The following is a 20,728-nucleotide window of genomic DNA, read 5'->3' as shown; positions in this document are numbered from 1 at the left end:
TGTATGGGGCGGCGTTTAGCTTGGTTCCTTGACCTCGACTGTGTCGGCGAAGGCCGGTTGAGTTTTTTAGGGGCGTCATCTGTTGTTCACCGCCCTCCAGCCAGAGATCTTCCACCCGTGCCATCCTTCTCCATGTGCAGTGCGCCTTCGCCGGTACTATTTAAGCTGTTCTCTGGAGATGGATCGAGTCTTAGATCAGTTCGTTCAACCCGCGGCCTCGCAGCAGACGGAAAGGTGTCTAAGTGTTCTCACCTAAAAAGCTTCTTCGTTCGGCTTTAGACAGGGGATCGGCGTTCGGGGGCAAGGGGAAGGGTGGCGAACCCAAGCCGGCTGCGGCATCGCGGCTGCAGCTTGAAGCGCTGGAGCCTCGCGTTCTGCTGACGACGCTCGTAGGCGGGGACACCTTTGTTTATGTGGATTCGACTGACAACACGGTCGAGGTTCAGCTTGATGGCGACATCATCGTTGAGTTGATCGCGGCTCAGTACAACCCGGCGACCGGCCAGATCGAGTTGGGCAACCTGCCGGGCTTGATCGAGAGTAACAGCCTCATCCCGGGGCGAAACACGTCGAATGTGGCGGTTTTCAATGATGACGGTGCCGATGTTTCTGGGGCGTTTGGCTCTGTCAATGGCGGCCTGAACGGTACGATCGGATCGACGGTCTGGAACAGCACGGCGTTTATTGGGAACGATCTGAATGTCCCCAACTTTACGTCTCCTGATCCCGATGACCTTGATCTGCAAGCGTTGGCGACCCTGGACGTCGGTTTTGGAGCGGGTGCCACGATCAGCGGGACCTCGCTGCTTGGCGGGGTCGCCCCCGGCGCAGGCGCGACGTTTGCCTTCATCGCTGGAGAGGTGGAAATACCGGATCCCACCGATCCAGACGCGGAGCCCATCACACAGAATGCGATCTTCCTGATTCAGATCGATACCGCCGAGGGCGGCAATAATCATCAGGTGATTGCCCGAATCGATGAGGGCACCATTCTGAGTGAGTTCGGGGTGGATGCTGAGGACTTTGAGCCGGTCGTGCGGGCGGCGGACTTTAATCCGCTCGACAACAAGTTGTATTTTGTTGTTGAGGCCACGGACGTCGACGAGATCGATCGTGATCATCTCTTCTCGATCGACTTTACGGTTGATGCGGCCAACGCGGTCGAGAGTGTCTTGAATCTGGAGTTGCCAGGGGGCAGCGATCCGGCCAGCCTGATCGACTCGCTGGGGGGCACCTTTGTTTCTTCGCTGGCGTTTGAGCGGACGGGCACAGGCGCCAAGCTCGTGCTGTTTGTTGATGATGACGATGGTGACCTAGGCGGCTACTTGACGGAGTTGTTTGTTGATCCGGCTTCAGGCGCTGTCAGCCTTGTCGATCCCGCTATCCCTGGAGCGACCCCTTCGATCCTTTCGCGGATCATCCTCCCTGAGTCGATTGGTACGGGCGACATCCAGTTCCTCAGCGGTGTGACGGGCATCGAGTTTTTCGGTGACAACCCGCTGGGTGAAGAACAGTTTATCTACCTGGTCGATGGTGATGACGCCCTGCTTTATCGCTTTGACATCCTCGCGGCCGATGCTGGTGTGGTTCAGGTGATGGGTGTCACCACGGACGGGAACCCTGATAACGAGTCGGGTGGTGATATCGAGGGGATGTCTTATGACCCCACGACGATCAACCCGTTCACGGGTAACCGCGGTGTGTTCTTTGCGACGGATACCGAGACCGACAACCTGCTCATCTTGGATCAACGCTTCAGACCCTCGACCGAATCGGGGTTGGGTGCCGATCTGTACATGATTTACGTGGTCAAGGGTGATGCCGAGAACGGACGCATCCGGATGGCGGTGCGTACCGACGACATCCTTGACCAGACGGACGTCATTGAGCTCGATCCGTTTGGCAGCGAGTCATACGATTGGTTAGTGACGCCAGCGCAAGGCGGGGCGGCGTTTGTTCTCGGTCAGCCGGGCGGATCGGGTGGCGTTCTCGTCGGCAGCATCCTGCGCCCCGAGGGTGATGACCCGGAAAATATCGTAGGCAACCCCGGCCTGTTCCCCTCAGCAACGAACGGTGACATCCCGACACTCATCACCTACCCAACTTTTTACAACGGGGGCATAGCGCAGCCCGGCGTTCAGATCGTGCCGGCTCTTTGGGATTTCTTTGATGGCACCATGATCGGGTCGATGCTCCAGAACAACCTAGACATCATTGAAGAGGCGTCCGTGAGCAGTGATGGCCGCTTCATGGCGGTGGTTGATATCGATGGGCTGGATGCCAATGGTGATGCGATTGCTGGCGACGAGTTGGCGATCGTCGACCTCTCGACGGGCGAGGTCACAACCCTGCCGTTGGGTGTGTTTGATGTGAACTCGGGCACGGCGTTGTCCGGGATCCAGGGTCTTGATTTTGCCGACCTTGATGGCGATGGCCAAGAAGAGCTTTACGCGATCTACGACACTTCCGGGACTGGCGGCGGCATTGCTCTGGTTGGTCAGTTTGTGCGTGACGCCAACGGCGAGTTCACCGGCGGGTTTGATGGGACCGCACCCATCACGCGGCTAGCGGCGAATCCACCTGCTACCGGCCAGACTGGCGCTGATGACGTACAGATCACGTTGCGTGATGGCACGGTGATATCTGTTGATCTTGACAGTATTGACCTGATCAACGACCCGATTCAGTCGCTCATTGATCTATTCAATAATGATCCTGACAACGTGGGTGGGACCACAACCGGTCTAGAGGTCCGTGGCGGCAATGATGATCCTGCGGCTTTGAATCAGGGCCTGTTTACTCGACTTGAGTTTATCGATCGCAGCAGCCCGCTGACGATCACCGATCTAAACGCATCGAATCTTGCAACGGTCCTTGGACTTGGAGCACAGGACGGGCTTGATCGGGGGTTTAATGGCGAGTTGCCTGATGGTTCGATTACCTCGTCCTTGAATTTCGAGGACTTACGAATCCGTCTGGCGGGTGGGACACCGTTGGGTGACATTGAGGACGCGGCCGGAGAGGCGCTCTTTCTAACAGGTGGCGTGAACACCGCATTGACTAACGGGTTGGGCAACCCTGATCTGATCATCGAGACGCGCGATGGTTCAACTTTCAACATTGACCTCGATGCCGGTGCGTTCGGGGCTCTGACCGATGCGAGCACGCTGTCGGATTTCATCGCAGCACTCAACACCGTTCAGGACACCACGGCATCAATCACGATCGGTACCGCGCTGACGGTGTCGGCGAATACCGAGGGTCGGCTGGTCTTTACCGATGACACGGCCTTTGATGGCAACAGTGTTTTTCAGATCACGCTGGGCACCGGCAACGGTGGCGCACCCGAGGCTAACCAGGCGGCTCGCGCTCTTGAGTTGTTCTCGACCACCGCGAATAACTCGACCGGGACTCAGACACGGATCGAGGGTGGGCGTGTCGACAGCGTCAACGGCAACCTGCAGGTGAGTGTCGATACGCCTGTGGATGCTCTTCTGGATGCTGGCGGCAATGCGGTGGTGATTGATGCGGGCAATGACTTGAGCATCACCGGTCAGGACGGCGTCACGGTCAACTACAACTTTGCGGCGGGTGACACTCTGGATGATGTCGCTACAGCGCTGGCCAGCGACAGCTTCACGCTGAATCTGACCCCCGGCGCAGCGGTGAGTGTGGATGACGGAACGTCTGCGGGCACGACGCTGAATATTCAGGACCTGGCGGGCTCTGGTTTTGTCGACGTCCTGTTCGACGTGAACGGAGGCGTGGCGACAACGTCGATTGACGATAACGCTGCAGGCGATGGCAGCACCACGGACGTCGGTGCTCTCGTGGTTCCTGATGTATTTAGTGTCGCAGGCCAGAGCTTTAGCTCGAACACAGGCATCAGCGTGCTGTTTGGCGACGCAGCCGCCTTTGTGTCACAGGTTCAGGCCTTTGCGATCGACCCGGCGACCGGCCATGGGTTCGTGATCGATAACGGCTCTCCCGATGGTGTTAGTCTGATTGAGATCGACCTGAACTCGGGCTCGGCGTTCCGCTCGGGCCTGATTCAGGATATTGGCGGCCTGTCGCCTCAGGACATCGTGGGCTCGATGGACTTCGCTGCGGATGGCCAGTTGCGAATCCACAACACGGCCACGGGGCAGATGGTCGATATCAACGTCGACAGTTTCCGCAGCGACGACCTGTCCAACCTTGGTATCAACCTAGCTGGCACCCAGCGGATCGCTCTGGACCTGCAGGACGGCACGACCAACTTCGTGGTGGACCTGACCGGGGCGACCACGCTTCAGGGCGTGATTGACCTGATCGAGTTCTCGACGGGTGGCGATGTCACAATCGAACGGGGTGGATCGAGTTCGCTGATCCTGACGGACAACACGGCGGGTGGCGGGACGTTTGAGATTCGTGATGTGATCGGCACAGCGGCGGCGCAGTTGGGCATCAACATCACCGACGGCGGGCCAGCTGACAACAGCCCGAACGCTGGCGTGATTCAGGGCGATGTGAACTTCACGCTCGTGACGGTTGGCACGAGTGTGGTGACGCCGAGCGGTAGCCTCGGGCCGAGTATCGGTGCCATCACCTTCAACCCGGAGACGGGTGAGTTCCTGGGCGTCGAGAACGCGGTGTCGATCCCGCGGAGTAATCAGGAGGGCGCCTCGTTTGAGTCGGCGTCTCTGATCCGGCTGACTGGCGACCAGAGCGATGACGCTGTCGGCCAAGACCTGCGCGACCTGTGGATCGGCGGCACGCTCACCGGTGTCTTCAACGGCAGCGGGTCGATCGAGACCCTGTATGTCGGCTGGCTGATCACGGGGGACGCTACGGGGCTTCCTGAGTTTGGCTCAGCTGCCCAGCAGTTTGACCAGGATTTCTTTATCGCGGGCGACATCCGTGATCTGGTGACCTCGGCGTCTATCGGTGGCGTGGGTGAGGTGGATAACGAGGGTCAGCCGACGTTCTACACGGCGACAGACATCCTGGTGGGCGGCAAACTGGGCCGGTTGCTGATAGCCAATGACGGCGAGGGCTTCTGGGGCACGTTAGTCGCGGTGAATCCGGTCAACTTCACCAACGGGCTTGATTTTGACGAACTGGCGTTTTCCGAGATCGAGGGGAACGACGATGACTCGGATGTCCCTGTAACCAACGCCTGGCGACTGCCCGATGCCGATCCCAACGCGACCTTCTACGCGGGTGACGGTCGCTTCTCGAACGACACGTTCGAGACTGCTGAGGCATTGGGCTCGCTCCGTGGTGGCGGGTTGGATGGATCCGATGCGGTCCGGGTCTTCGGGCAGCTTCGATCAGCGATCGACGATACAGACTTCGTTGATTACTACAGCCTCGGGCTTCTCGCGGGCCAGACCATCTCGGTGCAGCTGGTAAGCCCCGGTCTGGTGTTGGGTATCTTTGATGCGGATAACCGCCTTGTGGCGACGAGCACTTCGCATGTGGATTCCGTACGCAAGTTTGATCAGCTCTTCCAGTTCACCACGGAGACGGCGGGCGAGTACCGGTTTGCGGTGGCAGTGCCAACCAACAACACGTTTGAAGATGGGGGCGATACTGTCGCGGTCGATTACGCCCTGCAGATTTTTGGTGTGGGTAATCTGGGCATCGGCGGGCTCACGGCGACGAACATCTCGTCGGTTGAATTTGCTCCGCCGGTGAGTGTGTTGTCTCCAGCGCTCGCCAACATTCGCTCGTTGCAGGGTGATATCGGTTCCGTGCGTGCTGATACGGGTCGTGTTTATGTTGCAACCTTTGCCGCAGACCAGGGATCGATCCGCTCGATTGATGGCCAGCTGCTGGGATACATTGATGATGGCGGAACCTACATTGGCGATTCTACGGTAGGTGTTTTTGCCGGCCAGGATATCGGTCTGTTGCGGGCGCGCGAAGCGGTCACGGGCTTCACCTTCCTGAGTGTTGTGGCGGGCAAGGACCTTCAAACGATTGATGCTGGCGGGCTGTTGGTCGCCAACATTGAGACAGGTGGCGGCGTCGGTGTGATTCGTGCCGATGCCTTCAGCGGCGATGGTTCGGGGGGCCCGTTTGATTTTAACCCTCCTGTATCGACGATTCGCGTCAACGCGGACAACAGCAATGACGGCGACGGCGTCATCGACCTGATCGACGTGACCGTCAACATGGGGACGCCTGAGCTTGGCGGGCCGCAGATCTCCACCGGTCCTGGCGGGAATGTCCGTTACATCCGTGTCGGCGGGGAGCTCTTCCAGGATCAGTTCTTCGGGCTCTCTGGTTTTGGTGAGTTCCGCCTGGTCAACGGTCAGCAGGACACGATCCGCGACGATAGCGGCGCCGTGCTGACCGTGGCGCCGGTTGACACCGGTGAAGTGCTCGATGGCGGGGATGACGGAACAGTCGGCGGCCCGGATGAAGCGTTCCTGACGTATCGAACCTATGGCATCCGTGGGTCGGGTGGCGGGGTGCTGGTGGACATCAAGAGCACTGGCGGGATTTCGATCGCCAGCGACAGCAACGGCACTGGGGCAACCGCTGAGGTGGGCTCGATCTTCGCGAATGGTCGCGGGCGTCCGGTTCTCTTCAACGATCAGGTCGGTGATGGCAGTGCAGTGCTGGTCGAGAACGTGAACGATCCGGTTAATGGCGATGTGGCCCAGGAAGACCTGGTTGACCTCTACGTCAACATCGGTGGCGGCCTGAACAACCCGGTGGATGTCTACTACATAGGCTTTGATGAGGCCGGTGACGACCCCAACGGCACCGACGCCACGCGTGGGCAGTTTACGTCGATCGTGAACAACACCGGCGGCGAGATCGTCAACGTCGAGGCGACCAGCATCGGTCTGCTCAGTTCGCGTGGCAACATCGGCTTGAGCACCGCCAAGGCGACGGCCGCTGCGGTTGAGGGTTTTGTGCTGGGCGATGAGTTGGTGGATCCCGCGATCTACACGGTGACCGCGCAGCCGCGCACCGGTGTGGTCAGCGGCTCGATTGTTACGGTCCGCAGCGACCAGGCGTTGGGCAACTTCTTCGTCACGGGTATCGTTAACACCGTCATTGCTGACGCCGACCGCATCGACAACCCCGACGTCTTCGAGGGCATTGTTGGTGCTTTCTTCGTTGCGGACGATCAGTCGAGCGATATTCTCAACGGCAACATCTACTCTGTGAATGTGGGCGAGGGCATCGCTGACTCCGGTAGTGGCAGCTTCGCCCGTGCGGGCCTGTTCGCCCTGCCCCGTTTCGAGGGTGACGATGCCATCATCCTTGGCAGTGGCAGCATCGGGTCGATCATCGGTCACGATGCTGCGATCTATGGCGACATCTACGCGTCGAACGCGATCGGCCGCATTGTGCTCACCGGCGATTCGGTGATCAGCGGTGCTGACATCATCACAGACGATATTCCGGCTGCGACGCTGCAGTTTGAAGAGTTGCTTCAGGTGGGCACCGGTCTCGGGAACGGTGAATCACTGGATAACCCGCGTGGTGTGTCGGGCATCCCGCTTGGCGAGCAACTGGAGGAGGGGATTGGCCGTATCGTGATCAACGGCACCGGTGGGATCATCGGTTCGACGATCCAGTCTGGCCGGATCGGCTCGGTCGATGTCAATAACGGCTTCGGTATCTTCAACAGCATCATCGGGTCGCCGGGCACCGAGGGCCGGATACAGCAGATCAGTGTTGATGGTTACGGCCTGCTTGGGACGTTGGTAACGTCGAAGGGCGACATCGGCAACATCCTGGTCAATGGTCGTGGACAGCAACTCGCTGTCACTGACTTCTCGACGATCGCCCGCGAGAGCGAGACGGTCGTTGCGGATGCTGCGACAGGGCTTCTGTACAACCCGTTCAGCGGATTGCAGGTTGACCGCTACAACGACCTGCACGAGTACCTGGGAACCACACCGGATGCGCCTGGCACGTCAGACCTTTCCACTTCAGGCGTGATTGATTCGTCCGTGATTCAGACATCGAGAGACGTTACAGGCAGCATCCGTGCCTATCAGGTCCTCTCAACCCTGGACCCGAGCGATCAGTTCCCGTTCATCGGCGGCATCCTGTTAGATATCGATAACTTTGGTCAAACCACGCCCGCCTACAGCTACATCAACGTCGTTGGGAAACTCAATCGCCTGGACCTGACCAGCACCGCTGCGTCGCTGACGGCGGTCCATGACATCACACGCGTCGCCGGTCTGAGCCTCGGCGTTGATCCGAGCACTCAGATGCCGGTCGCTCTGTCGGATGTTTCGATTGCCGGCCTGTCAATCACTGCGGGCGAGTTGGGAACCTTTACCCCCGGTGCTGATGTGGTCGGTCTTGACCTGACAGTCGCTGGCGAGATCCGCTCGTTGCGATTCGACGGCAACCTGCTCTCGCTTCCGAACATCGACCCGAATCTGGTTTCCAGCATTCACGCGGCAGGACCGGCCGGCACCATCAACTCGCTGATTGTTGCTGGCGATATGCAGGCCGACGTCCGCTCGACCTCGTACATCAACAGAATCCAGATCGGCGGCGACCTGACGGGCTCGATCACGGTTGATGACGCTGATCTTCGTGGGCGTGGGCTGGGCACCCTGATCCTCGCTGGCTCACTGGTTGAAGGCGGTCTGGATATCGATGGTGATGTCTCTCGGATTCAGATCGATGGGTCGGCAGGCGCTGCTCGCAACGCATTTAGCCCGCAGCCGGACCAACTGATTATTAACGGTGACCTGGGCACGTTCAGTGTTGGACGCCGAGTCGTTGGTGCCGATCTCGCGCTCGATCTGGTTGTGCTTGGTGATCTGCGGACCTTCGATGTCTCAGGCCAGTTCAGTGGCGGGCTGTTCGTGGGCGGTGACCTTAGCCGATTCACGGTCCGTGCCGATGCGACGACCGCGGGCGGCACGATCATTGGCTCGGCATTCGGCGATACCAACATCACCGTTGGCGGGATGTTGTCGACGGTCAGCATTACCGGTGGCCATGTTGGTGATGGCATCATTGACGGCAACACCGATTCGGTCTTGGAGCGTGTCCGGTTTACGGCTGGCGAGGGCATCAATAGCTTCCGCGTAACACGGGGTGACGTCTTGGCGGACGCTTCAGTCGCCTCGACCCTCGGCGATATCCGCAGCATCATGGTGAGTGGTGGCGACTTCCTTGGCGACGCCATCGCCAACGCCGGTGCTATTGGTAACTTCTCGATTCGCGGGTCGGATTTTGGCGGCCTTCTTTCTACCCGTGAACTGGGTAGCTTCTCGATTGATGGCTCGCTGTTGACAGGGGCTGTCATCGACGTCGATGAGGCGCGTCGATTCAGCATCGGCGTTGACATCCAGAACGGCGCAAGTGTTCTGCTTGGTTCGGCGGGCTCCGTCCAGGTGCGCAATGACCACGCTGGACTGCTGCTGGTTGAGGATGGTGGTGGCCGATTCTCCTTGAATGTAAGCAACGACCTGACCGGTCAAGTGTTTGTTGGTGGAGATGCCTCGATCATGGTCGGCGGTGATTTTGCGCCTGTCGGTTCGGTTGGGGCTGGGACGACTCTGCTCGCACTGGGGATCGAGTCCTCACCGGGTTCTTCCATCGAGATTCAGTTGCGCGACGGGACTGACCCGATCACCGTGAGTCTCGCAGGCGCAACGACGATCGAGGATGTGATCAACGCGATCGAATCGACCGTTCCCTTCGTTACGGTGGGCATTGATGCGGATCAGGAAGGCCTGATTCTGACAGACATCTCACCAAATAATGGGGCTACGTTCTCGGTCAGCGATGTTGGCAGCAGCACCATCGCCCAGGCGCTAGGCATCAATACCCTGGATGGCGGGGCGGGTGATCGTGATGGAGCCAGCAACGGCATCATTGATGGTGCATCGATCGGTTTTGGCCTCACAGATGACACAGTGCTCGAAACATTGAGTGTTTCAGTGGCAACGCAGAGTGATCTGACCATCACCCTCCGGAACAACGTGACACTGAATATCTCCCTCGCTGGCGCAGACACTATCCAGGGTGTAGTCGACGCGATTAACGCGATTGGTGGGGCCAACCTGACCGCCGCTCTTGACGCGGGTGGAAACGCCCTCGAGTTGACCGACAACACCGCTGGCCCCGGCACCTTCACGATCAGTAATGCTGTCGGGTCTCAGATGGCGACCCGCCTTGGGTTGGTAGCGACCGATGGTGCCGCTGGCGATCTCGATAGTGCGCTTGATGGCGTGATTCTCGGAGCGCGACTGTCCGAGGCTCTGGTCTTTGTCGATGGCAACGCCACCAATGTCTCGATCCGGGGAGCCGCTTCCGGAAACTTCTTTGCCGCCGGTGCGATTAACCGCTTCTCCGCAGATTCCATGTCGGACGCTGTCCTCACGGCAGGCCAGGACATCCGCAGTGCCTCGATCCGCCAGGATGTAACCAACAGCTTCGTCCAGGCGGGCATCCTCCCTTCAGTAGATATTGATGAGATTGCACTTCGCATCGATCAACTGGTGCCCGCCCAGTCGATCACGATCTTTGATCCGGCTTCGGGCACGGATGCCACCCGTGGAGAGATTGGCTCCTTCTCGGCTCGTGACCTCGGGGATTCCGTCCTGGCAGCTGGAGGAGAGTTCGGTTCGCTCCGCCTCTCGGGCGACATGACGGGCAGCAGTGCTTCGTCCGGCATCGTCTTTGGCGTTGCAGCCGTCCGTGGTGTCTCGGATGACGCCTCTGCTCTCGCCAATGCCGCAGAGCGCAATGCAGCACGGGGAACCGCTGGTGATCGCGTCCTAACACATGGTGATTTTGGCTCTGCATCTATTGGCGGCAGTGTCTCTAGCAGCTTCATCACCGCAGGGATTGATCCGGGTGATGACGGCGTGTTCGATATCACGGCCACCACCCTCATAGGAGCTCCGGCGGCCAACGACAGCAACGTGCACACATCCATCACTGGCGGGATGAGCGAGATCGGCTCACTGCGTGGCGGGTCCTTCGACGGCGTCAGCCTGGCTCTGGCCGATACCGCGATTGGCAGCACCACCATCCCCGGCGGGCAGCAGGCGACCTTTACCTTCAACGTCGCCGATATCGATGGCCTCGCCGGAAGCCCGATCGGTGCCCTGCCAGCGACCCTACTGGGTACGGCAAGCGCAGGTACAGACATCACCGTGGCCGGGGCCAGTGGAACGATCATCGTCCGCGTGACTGGCGACGCTACGGTTCAGGTCTTCGATGACAATCCTGCAGATGACGTGATCGATGCCCTCGTGATCACGGGTGGCAGCGGCAGAGGCACGGTCTCCATTCTGGATGGCACCGCAGACAGCAGCACCTGGCAGCTCCAGCGAGTCCTTAGTGATGACGACGCAGCGATCAGCAACTTCGAGTTTGCTGGCACCGTCACCGGTGATGGCACCAGCACAACCGACTTCTGGTTTGAATACGAACTGCGCAATCTCACGCTTGGTGGATACGCCAGTCCTGTCGCGGGAGGCCTGACAGGCCAGACCGGTGGAGGTGTCAGTTCGCTGGCGATCGACGACATTGGTGCGGGTAATCTCGTTATCGGTGGTGAGGTTCGACGCTTCGACATCGATGGCAGTGTCGCCTCGCCGATCTTCGGTGTTCCTGCCGCCGCCGCGTCCGCCAACGTGACCCAACTCGCCTTTGCCCCCGGCAATACGCTCTATACCTTCGATGGTGTCACCGGCCTGCTGCAGACGACCGTTGCGGGCACCACCACGGTTCGTGTTGATGTGACCGACACCCTGGCTAGTGGGATTGATATCGATCCCGGCGAGACGATCACCCTCTCGTTCCAGGATGCTGGTGCCGATGTCACCATCAATCTCTCCAATGTCCATGACATCCAGGACCTGATCGACGCTGTCAACAACCAGTCCTTCCGACCCTTGCTAGATGGATCAGGGAATCCACAGCGCGATGCGGCGGGCAACATCCTGCTTGATACTGTCGGCGGTTCGCTCGTGACCGCAGCGCTCAATGCCGAAGGCAACGCCCTCGTCTTCACCGACAACACCGCAGGCGGCGGAACCTTCCAGATCACCGTTGACGACCCCACCTCGCAGCTGATCACTGTGCTCGGCCTGAACGTCACCGATGGCGGGGTTGGCGAAGGTTCAGCTGATGGAAACCGGATCGTCGGACGCGCGATTGTCCCAACCGATACCGGTACAAGCATCGAAGGCTTGCTGGGCCAGACCTTCGCAGGGACTCAGCGTCTCGGGATCAATCTTCAGGACGGAAGCACCGGCGTGGTCGTCAATCTCACCGGGTTGACCACACTCGAAGATGTCGCCCGCGCCATCTCGGTTCAGACCGACCAGCGCGTCACGGTCCTTGTCGCTGGCGGCAGCCGATTGGTTGCCCTCGACAACACAACCGGTGGCGGCACCTTCTCCATCGCAGACTCGGCAGGCACACTCGGCTCAGCCCTCGGCATCGAAGGAATCGATGGTGGTGTCGGCGACCTTGATGCAGCAGCCAACGCCCGCATCACTGGCCCCGGCCTCATCACCACCGCCACCCAACTCTCGACCCTCGGCATCAGCATCTCAGGCAATGAGGTGCTTGGCTTTGACTTCGGGGACGGCACGACGGGCTGGCAGATCGACCTGAGCAACAATGTCCTGAATTCAATCGGTGATCTCCAGGGAGCCATCGGTGTCGAGGGTAACAATGGACTCCTTCTGATTCTGAACACCGCAGCCGATGGCAGCCGTTTCTTGACGCTGACGGATAATGGCGGCGGCACCGGCGTTCTTCGTGCTTCCGATATCAACGGCACCATCCTGACTCAACTCGGCCTCACCGGCTTCGATGGTGGGCCAACCGACCTGGACACTTCTGCGAATAACACCATCACCGGTCCGGCTCTTGTCTCCAGAGATGCCGACCTGGTCGCCACAGGTGTCCTCTTCACCGGAACCCAGACGCTCGACCTCAACCTCAGAGACGGCAGCACGGTCAACGTCGATCTCACCGGCGTGACGACTCTCTACGACGCGCTCAATGCCTTCGAAGTCGCGGGTGCTGGCAGCATCGCCGCTGGTATCGACGCTAGCGGGCGTTTAGTTCTCCTGGACAACACCGCTGGCGGTAACCCCTTCACCGTCACGCAGACCGCCGGTGATGCTGGTGAGGCTCTTGGACTCCTGCCGCCGGGTGGTGTCGCAGGAATCCAGGATGGCGTCATTACCACGCTCCCGATCACCCCGATTGTCACCCTCAACAGCACGCTCGAAGAGCTTGGCATTGACAACGATGACAGCGTCAGCATCAACATAACGCTCCGTAACGGCTCGCTCTTCACGATTGACCTCTCCGAGGCCAGGACGCTCGAGCAGGTCATGACCTCTATCGTCGAGGGCACGGGTAATCAGGTCTCCGTTCAGTTTGGTGCTGGCGGACGACTCGTACTGATCGATGGCACCGCCGGAGTTAACGACTTCCAGATCAGTGACAACACGGGCACACTCGCAAACACCTTGGGAATCGCGGCGACCGACGGTATCGCTAACGATACCGACGGATTGATCAATGGCGTCATCGTCGCCCAGAAGATCGTCACGACATCGACGCGATTGAGCACGCTTGGCATCGACCCCACTTTGGGTCTGATCGATGTTGACTTCCGGGATGGTTCATCCACTTCGATCAACATTGCTTCTGCCCAGACGCTCGCTCAGGTGGCCAACCTGCTCAACATAGGATCGTCCGGTCGCCTGACACTCAGCGTCACCGCCGATGGTCGACTCCAGATCGTCGATGGCTCAACCGGTGCCGGTACTTTCGATATCTCGGATAACGGGGCCAGTACCATCGCGGCCGACCTTGGTATCGCAGGCACCGACGGTACCGCAACCGACAACGATGGTTCAGCCGAAGATGGTGACATCCTCGGTAACCGGCTCCTCACCAGCGCGGCGACCTTACCCACAGGCATCAGTCTGGCGGGCGCTCAGTCCTTCGACATTGACCTCCGCAACGGCGTAATCGTCAGCGTGGATATCTCAGACGCAACTACGCTCGGACAGATCATCGACACGATCAACGAGGCCGGTAGCGGCGATGTCACCGCTCGTCTGAGCGTCGATGCTCGCATCGTTCTAATCGATAATACATCAGGCGTGGCGACCTTCCAGGTGACCGACTCGGCTGGCTCTCCCGCCGCAGACCTCGGCTTTGAGGCTGTTGACGGCGGTCTTGGCGACGAAGATGGCAACACAGCAGCCGATGGTGTCATCGTGGGGCTTAGTCTCTATGAGGCCGATTCTGCGAACGTCGCTCTGTCTACCTTCGGTATCGACCTGTCCGGCACAACGATTAGTATTGTCCAAGCTGATGGTGCCACCACCAATAACCTGAACCTCTCCGCCGACACCAGCGTGGCTGACCTGCTCGCCGCTTTCAACGGCATCGCTAATCTCTCCGCTTCGATCGGGCTTGATGGCCGGCTCAACGTGATCGATACCTCTGCAGGGGCCAACGCCTTCCGCATCTTCACGGCTGCCACCGACACAGGCAACGCTCTGGCTCAACTCGGACTCGAAGCCAGCGATGGCGGGGCTGGCGATATTGATAACCTCAACAACGGAACGATCACCGGCACCAGCGTGTTCGTGTCGTCCACACGCATGTCACTGGTCGGACTCTCCGGCACCGGAGCCGAAGAGATTCGCATCAACCTTCAGGATGGCAGCAACCGCGTCGTCGATCTATCTGAAGCACTGACAATCGGCGACGTCATCGACGCCATCCAGTCACAGACCTCGGGTGATGTGTCCGTCACCATCGATGGCAACGACCGACTCCAACTCACTGACAACACCGCAGGTGCTGGAACCTTCAGCGTCGTCAACCTCTCCGGTACCCCCGCAACCGAACTCGGCATCCTTGCCACCGATGGCGGGCCCGCAGACGGCGATGCCGCGGTCGACGGCAGCATCCTCGGCGGCGAACTGGTCGCCAAGCTCGATGCCACCGATACCCTCATCGGGCCAGACCTTGGCATCAGCATCGACCGTGGGATCGACTTCCGTATTCTCCTCCGCGATGGCGGATCTGCGATCGAGATCAACCTCCAGGGCACGACCACCCTTCAGGAAGTCGTCGATGCCATCAACGCTCAGGCCGTTCGCTTCAATGTTGACTCTGATGGCGTCCGCACCGTCGTTCAGTCAGGTCTGGTCACCGCATCGCTCAACAGCGACGGCCAGTTAATCCTCACTGACAATACCGCTGGCGGCAGTGCCTTCTCGGTCCTCCGCACCGACGTCAATGGTGACCCGCTCGAATCCAACACCGCCATCGACCTTGGACTGGTCGCGAATCTCAGTACCACGGACGGTGCCGTTGGCGACAGCGATGGCACCGCGAACGGCGTGATCGTCGGCAATGCCGTGCCTGGCGCTTCCGTAGCAAACACCCTGCTTTCGGCGATCCGCAGCCAGATCCTTGGGCTCGATTCCGATGGGGTCAACCTCTACGCACTCGCCCAGTCACTCGACCTCAACCCCACCGCTCTCGTTGGAAACCTCTTCAGCCCCAACTCATTCCAGTCTCTCAGCGTCCAGGCCATGGCTGCCAGCGCTCAGGGCGACATCTTCGGCGTCGTTCGCCTTAATGGCGGCAACGACACTCTCGTCCGTGTCAACCCCGTCACCGGTCAGGCCACGACTCTCGGTGCCATAGAGAACAGCAACGGTGTTCTTTACCGGGGCAACATCGAGGCCCTCGCCTTCACACCCGAAGGTCAGCTCCTCGCCATCGTCAACGATGCCGACGGTCTGGGGGGTCTTGCTTCGAGCCTCCAGGGCCAGGCAATCGGTGTCCTTGATCTCAGCGACACCGATGCCGACAGCCGCGTGACGATCCGGCGGATGACCACCGACGTCAACGGCAACATCAGTACGGTCAACCTCCCCCTCCAGAACCTCGGCGGAGTACTCGCCAGCCAACTCGGACTCGCAACCACCGATAACGACGCCCTCCGAGACGGGAACTCGAGCGTCGGCTTCATCCTCGGGCGTGACCTCCGTCAGCCCTTGACAGGGAATGAAGACATCTTTGTGGACCTCGGTATCACGACCGATGGCGGCGGTGCTGATGATCTGACAATTACGCTGCTGGATTCGACCGTGAATGGCAACGGACAGATCGGCATCGATCTGGATAGTGCTCAAGCCGACAGCGATGGAAACGGCGTCATAACGCTGAATGAAGCTTTAGCCTTCATTGAAACCGCGACCACTGGCATCGCTGGTTTTGATGTCGTAGACGCTCGACTCAGCACTGACCTCCGCGGCGTCATTCTCGAAGACCTCACCATTTTCGACGACACCAATGCCACCAACGTGACCGCCGCCGCAGATGCTGGCGCTTCTGATGCCGCAACACTCCTCGGCATAGCCTTCTCGGACGGCACCCTCGGCGTTGATCGCGATAACTCAGAAAACTCAATCCTCCAGGGCCGTGACATCCGCCTCGCCGCGCAGGGCACCGACCTCCTGAGCGACCTCGGCATTACTGCCAACTTCAACCGGTTGATGACCTATACGACCCGCTCGGGCTTGACCGACGTCATCGACCTCACCGCAGCACTCACACTGCAAGATGTCCTCGATGCCGTCAACGCCACTGGCGATCTGACCGCCACCATCTCCAACCCAGACATCCTCGTTGCTGGCCTCAATGAACTGGTCACCAGCGCCCTGCTCATCCAAGACAACACGGCCCCCGCCTTCAGCAACCAGTTCAGCCTCGGTGCCGGACCGGTCGCCATCAACGGTTTCGCCGTGCATCCCGATGGCCGAATCTTCGCCGTTGCGTCAGACAACTCCGATCAGTTCACAACCGCCAGTGTGAACGCCGACACCGACCGACTGATCACCATCAGCCCTGTTGATCGAAGCATCGCCAACGCTGGCCTCGGCGGCTCGCTCATTCAAGTCGCCGCCACCGATACCGATATCGAGGGCATCGGCTTCGATATCAACGGACGACTGTTCGCCTACGACCCAACCGCAGGAAGCGTCCTCACCGTCGATACCACCCTCAACTCAGCAGCCGATGCAACCCTCCTCGACAACAGCATCAGCCAGGGCCTCGAAGGCTTCTTCGTTGATCCGTCCGGTGGACGCTACGGCACCGAGTTCTACGCCTTCGACCTGACCGATACCGATGGCAACCTTGTCAACGATAACGCTCAGCTCCTCGTCTCCTCCGGTTTCGGAACCGCAGTGGGCACCGTCGATCCCACCAACGGCAACTTCAGTCGTGCCGCCGCGATCAATGGCACAGGCGTCAGCCTGTCCTTCAACAGCCTCGGCGTCGGGCCCGGCCAAGGCGACCTCTTCGTGGCCACCGACGATGGACGCCTCCTCCAGATCGATCCCATCACCGGCCAGCAGATCGCAGACCTCGGCGTAGTGACCGACCAGAGCAACGGCCAGCAGCTCAGCATCTCCGCCATCGAGTTTGACGAAACGCTCAATACCCTCGTCGGCCTTGATGCCACTCGTGGACGACTCGTCTCCATCCAACTGACAGATACCAATGGCGACGGCACACTCGATGCTGCCCTCGCCACGGGCCTCATGCCCGCAGGCTCCGTCGATCCGGCCAGCATCACCAGCCTCAACTACGACGCCGCAAGCTCCACGATGAATGCCTCGAATACCTCCGGCGAGATCGTACCCATCATCGCCGGAGCAGCCGGGATCGATCGGGTCCAGGCCGACTCCTTCGGCAGCATCTCGATCGATAACGACTTCGATGGCCGAATCTTCGCTACCGGCAACACCATCGGTACCGTCACCGCCAGCGGAAACTTCGCCGGGCTCATCGAATCCAATACGTCCATCCGAACCTTCAACCAGAACAGCGGAAACTTCACCGGCGGACTCCGTGCTGGCGAAGACATCAGCTCCGTCAATCTCCGAGGCTCGATGCTCAGCGGGTCCATCTCCGCAGGCGACAGCATCCGCAGTGTCAGCATCGCCGGTTCCTTTGCTGGCGAGATCGTCACCCCCGACCTCGGCTCGCTGCGTGTGTCCGGTGCCGCCGGTTCACTCTCCAGCGTCCGCGTCGACTCCCTCGGCAGCGCTACCTTCTCCGGCACCTTCAATGGCAACCTGATCCTGAGCGAAGCCCGCTCGCTACGGCTCGATGATCTCGGCGCAGCCGCCAGCATCGAAATCACCGGCGATCTCTCCAGCTTCACCACCAGCGCAACGGCCTCCGGAAGCACCGTGATCATCCACGGCGACGCCTCCAACATCTCCCTCCGAGGAACACACGCCGGACTCATCGCCACCAGCGGGGCCGTCCGCTCCGCTCGCTTCGGCGAGATCGATGGCGGAACCTTCCTCGCCGGAACCAACCTGGGCAACGTCTCTATCAGCGGTGACATGAGAAACGGCCTGCTCTCCGCAGGCGTCTGGATCGGTATGGACGGCATCTACAACACCGCCGATGACCAGATCTTTGGCGGAACACTTGACCGCGCCTCGATCCGTGGCGATTACGTCCGCAGTGCCATCGTCGCTGGCGTCCTGCCCAGCATCGACAACGGCTCCGGCATCCCCACCGACCTCCGGGCCTACACCGGGAACGACACCCTCCTCGGCCAGAACCTCAACGATCTATCCCCCGTCGATTCCGCAGAGGCAGGCGGACTGCTCGCCAGCGGGATCGGCCAGATCAGCTTCGGTCGTGTCTTTGGAGCAGGCGCCGGATCATCACAGGCCTCCATCGTGGCCGCCGCAGGCGATATCGACCGCCTCACCGGAACCGGCACAAACCTCCTGATCACCCGCGAGTACACCGACGCCCACAACGCACCCACCGTCGTTGATATCGGCTTCGAAGACCTCGCCACGCTCCCCTCGGGTGCCCTCACCTTCACCACCGCCTTCATTACCTTCAATGAAGAGATTCTGACCTCTAGCCTCGTTCTCGCGCAGGACACCAATAACGATGGCGACCTGCTCGACCTCGACGATGTCCGCGGCAGCATCGCCATCGTCGATAGTGTCACCGGAGCCATCCTCGATGGCGGCAACGGCATCGAACTCCGGGTCTTCCGCGAACTCGATGACCAGGGCCAAAGCCGCACCCGTGTCGAGATCGTTAAACCTGACGGCTTCGATACGGCCACGACCAACCCGGTAGAAATCATCCTCTCCGGCAGCCTCTCCGATACCACCATCCTCGACCGCTCCGGACTCCGCTCCATCGAACGCGATCCGAACAACGACGGAACCGCCGAGTTCGGCGAAGACGTCAGCGGGACGATCCTCGATGCCAACTTTGACGGCGTCGAAGGCGGCGGCAGCTCCGTCGTCCAGCTCAATGGCTTCGATGTCGCCAACGACTTCTTCCCCGGAGCCAACTACGGAACCCTCGCCAGCGGGATCGGCCTCAACACCCCCGCCGCCTCCGTCACCAGTGCGTTCGAGAATCTTGGCGATGTCGATATCTTCTCCTTCCAGGCTAACGCCTTTGAGTTTCTCAGCCTCGACGTCACCGTCTTCGACGGCGAAGCCCAGGTCGGCCTCTTCTACCGCGATACCCAGGGCACCCTCGACCAGAGCGATGACACCTACGAACAGGTCATCACCCGCAGCAATATCCCCGACACGATCAACGGACGCTATACGGCCGGTGTGGAGCTGTCCGAATCGGGTGAATACTTCATCGCCGTAGCCGCAGTCGATAGCACCTCGGTCTACGAGATCGAGTTGGTCCGGGCATCCACCGATGTGAACCTCCTCAATCTGACACCAAGTCTCCAGCAGCAAACCATCGACTACGTCAGCAACTTCATCGGCGAAAACGGCAACTTGCTCGGGTTCAACAGCCCCAAGCAGTTGGTCTACCTGAACTTTGAGGGCGACACCGTATTTAATATCTTTGGCACGACCGCAGAGCTAATAACATTCGATGCAGGGATCATCGATGCTCGCCTGTCAGGCCGCACAGATGACCTGATGATCGAGATCATTAGCCGCATCGTTGATATTTATGAAGCGATACCGACCGGAGCCAGAATCTTTGACGGCGCGGTTACTCCCACACTAAACGTTGGATTGCTCGGAACGGACTTTACGCCATTCCTGTCAGCAAGCTCCGGCGTCTACTTCACGCTCACTGATCCGAGTGCCGCCGGTCTGGATATCGCCTACTCAGAGCTGTTCTTCGGATTTACTAACCTTGGAGACCCCGGAACACTCGGACGCGCCGAGCAGCTCGACAGCCTGAACATGGACAAAACTGATCGCGCCATTATCTTTGCAGAAAACTTCATAGGCCTCAGTCAAGCCACGACAACAAACCAAGCCTACAACGAGTACGCGAATGCTTTCGCAAATGTTGCAGCCCACGAACTCGGCCATATTCTCGGTCACAACCACTCGGTAGCAGGCCTCCTGAGTGATGACCCGGACAACAACCCGCTGACTCTAAACAACTCCAACACCAGCCCATTGCACCTCATGTCAGCGGGCCCCTTCATCCCAAGTGATGCGCTTGTGGGCGAAAGTCTGCGTTTTGGCACATCAACACTGAGCCCCTTTGAGTTCCCCGTCGGTGACATCGACACCGTCGATATGCTCCTCCGATCCCTCGCCTAAACCGAAATCTCAACTTTGTTCGCCACGGGCGGGAATCACCCACGATTCCCGCCCGTTTTCCTTTCTCAGACCAGGATGTCTATCGTTGTAGGACCCTTAGGACC

At 59.8% G+C, this 20,728-nt stretch carries 1 protein-coding gene; it reads left to right on the top strand.

The window, feature by feature from the left end; genetic code table 11:
* The first annotated feature begins 242 nt into the window (after positions 1–242).
* Entirely contained in the window at positions 243–20,624 is a 20,382-nt protein-coding gene (locus RIG82_07345; protein ID MEQ9460748.1) for a hypothetical protein, read from the top strand.
* Positions 20,625–20,728: the final 104 nt, after the last annotated feature.

It is taken from the genome of Phycisphaeraceae bacterium, assembly GCA_040222855.1.
Taxonomy (GTDB): domain Bacteria; phylum Planctomycetota; class Phycisphaerae; order Phycisphaerales; family Phycisphaeraceae; genus Mucisphaera.
The sequence above is the reverse complement of the archived record's forward strand: the minus strand, read 5'-3'. Positions and strand labels throughout refer to the sequence as shown.